Below are 2,842 nucleotides of genomic sequence, written 5' to 3'. Positions count from 1 at the left end.
CCAACACCATCGTAATGGAAATCGTATTTACCAACGTTGCCTTTAAACCAATCCATGGAGGATATGTCACCGTTGTATCTCGGAATTGATGATTCGTTGTAATACAGATGGTATGAGTGGAGACCGCTTTCAACCTCTTTCTGCCATGACCGAACATTATATGTATAGGTCGTGCGCAGATTTCCCTTGCCGTTCACCGCATCTGCCGACAATCGACCAAGTTCATCGTATGAATTGTTTTTCAATGTCACAGGTGCATTACCATCAACAGAGTGAGTGACGGTTAGCAATCGTCCGGCATGGTCATAGGAATAGTTGTAGTCCTCTTGTATCTTCTTGTGAAATTTAGACGAATGCAAATGACGGTGTTTCAGCACGGCACCGGTAAAATCATAGAGAAAATAGTCGCGGTCATAACCGCCGAGATGGTTTGTGGAATGCGTCTGCACAGGTCGGGAAAAACGGTCGTAATAGGTAACATGGTAGTCGTAACCGGCTGACATTCCGCCGTCTATACGCTTCACGACAAAACCTGTGGCAAGACCACGAGGAGTGAACGTTCTTTCGCCGAACCCACGTTAACAATATGCTCTTGTTACTTTAGCGTTAGAGTGAGTTATTTGTTTCCTAAGTTATAGACGGTATTAATAAACTCATTAGTTTTATCTATAGGAAGCAATAATAGAATAAAAACTTTTTATTAAGAGTATCAATAACAACTGTTTCTATATTGTCATCTTTCCATATTGTCTTATAGAAACCTGCACCGTTATTAATAAATTTACTATATTCACTATTTCTAAGTTCATCGTTCTTTTTATTGCAATTAAAGGATTTAAGATGCGATTTCTCAGACATATTCCTTATATAGTTCATATCTAAAATATTATAAACTTCTATCCTGAAACCATTACCATTAAAGTCATTCCAATACTCATATTCCTGTAGAAAGCACACACTATTATTGAGAGGAAAATTAAGTACATTCTCTGCTCTTTTTAGAGATGACCTCTCACAAGCGATGAAAATAATACATAAAATAAATAAGGTGAAATTTCTCATAAATCTATCTTTTCGAATATCCATATCTAATCTTAAAATCCTTAGCCTCTGAAGGGGAAAATGTTTCTACTGCTCTTGTTATAAGTTCATTTTTAACACTTCTTTCACCCCATGGTTTCGAGTCAAAATCATAATGGTCAAAGAAGCCAATTATATTACCTTTAGAATTATAATATAAGGTTGCAGTGCCGAAAGCTTTATCATATTCAGAACTTGAATAAAAACTAACAACTCTTTTAGTACCATGGCCTACAACTTTTCCATTATTGGCATCTATAAAAATGGCAGGCATCTGATTTGAATATTTGGGAGCATTCTCTTTTACATAAAGCAAAATACCTGCAAATCTCTCCCCCGATAATTCAAAATCTCCATTTCCATTCCAATAATTCTCAAATAAGTTTTTACTAAATTCAGAACCAGCTCTTTTTCTTATATTATTTCCTAAGAATCCTAAATCCATTCTTTCTTTGGGTTTAGGACTTTCTCGTTCGACTTTGAAAATATCACCAACTTTTAAATTCAAAATACCTTCCTCATTTATAGAATATCCCTGACAATTTAACATTTTTGTTGAGATTTCGGCAGATGTATTAAGATATTTAGCCAAAGTCCATGCATTATCTCCTTTTTCTGCTACAAGATTCCCATTAGCATCTTCTACCCATTTCCCATCAGTATCGACAAACCGCACCGGATCATTCACACAATACGCATAAGGACTTGTGGAGTAATATTTCTCCGCCAGTGGATCCATCGTGGTGAAGCGGCAGGTGGCGGCATCGTAGCGTCTTGCCCCATAGTCGTATATGTCGAGACCGATTTGGCGTTCGAGTTCCTTGCCGTTGTATTTGTAGGATTGAAAATCGCCGTTCAAGCCCTTGCCCATAAGACCACCGAAAGGGTAATAGTCGTTGCGTTCCTCCAATTTACCATTAGCGTCTGCAACCACACGTACGTTGCCGAGATGATCGCGAAGGAAGAAATGGTAAGTGGGGACACCTTTCTTAATACTGACATATCCTCCGTCAAAAAGAATCTTAACGGGTTCCTTGTCGCTATAAACGATGTTGCCGCAGTAGTCCAACACAGGAAGACCATATATGTTTAGACTTGATGTCAATGTACCAGAATCTGAAAGGGAGTCGGCCAACGACCCGCCCAAATTTATAACAGACGGTAAAGGGACGTCATCATTTCCGGAACGGTCTGACATGACTTCGCTCATGGGCTGCATCAATTTAAGTCCGTTCACACTGTAAATAGCCTGCAACTTCGTGCCTGTCGCACTATAGGTGTATCTAATGAATTTGTTTCGGGACATCGTAATTTCATGCGGCAAATTTAACACATTATATTCTATTTTACAAATTTCCTTGTTCAAATCTTTTGTCATGTTGCCGTTACGGTCGTAAGAATATTCCACAGATTCGTCTGAACCGTCACGGAAATGAAAAGCACCTTTGTAGAGAGGTTCCTCTCCGGATATGTCTGTTGAACGGACAAGTCTGTTGCCATCGTATTCGAGAACGAGATTATCAACAAAACCGTATTCCCCGTCGTCAAGAAGTCCATTTCGAGTGAGTGAAAGAATGTTGCCCATTCTGTCGTATTCGTAGGAAGTATTGAATCTGGCATTTTCAGAACCGTCGTAAGTCTTGTATTCGGCCTTTTCCAAACGACCAACACCATCGTAATGGAAATCGTATTTACCAACGTTGCCTTTAAACCAATCCATGGAGGATATGTCACCGTTGTATCTCGGAATTGATGATTCGTT

At 39.1% G+C, this 2,842-nt stretch carries 1 protein-coding gene and 1 pseudogene; both read right to left on the bottom strand.

Going from position 1 to position 2,842, the window contains the following annotated elements:
* Nucleotides 1-524: pseudogene (locus EII32_RS11080) on the bottom strand (RHS repeat-associated core domain-containing protein); the annotation flags it as partial.
* Nucleotides 525-1,066: 542 nt separating this feature from the next.
* Nucleotides 1,067-2,842, bottom strand: a 1,776-nt coding sequence (locus EII32_RS11070; protein WP_148096830.1) for an RHS repeat domain-containing protein, incomplete at its 5' end; no start/stop codon positions are given.

This window comes from Prevotella sp. OH937_COT-195 (assembly GCF_003932845.1).
Classification (GTDB): Bacteria; Bacteroidota; Bacteroidia; order Bacteroidales; family Bacteroidaceae; genus Prevotella.
Note: the sequence above shows the minus strand (reverse complement) of the source record. Positions and strands in the feature narration are given on the sequence as shown.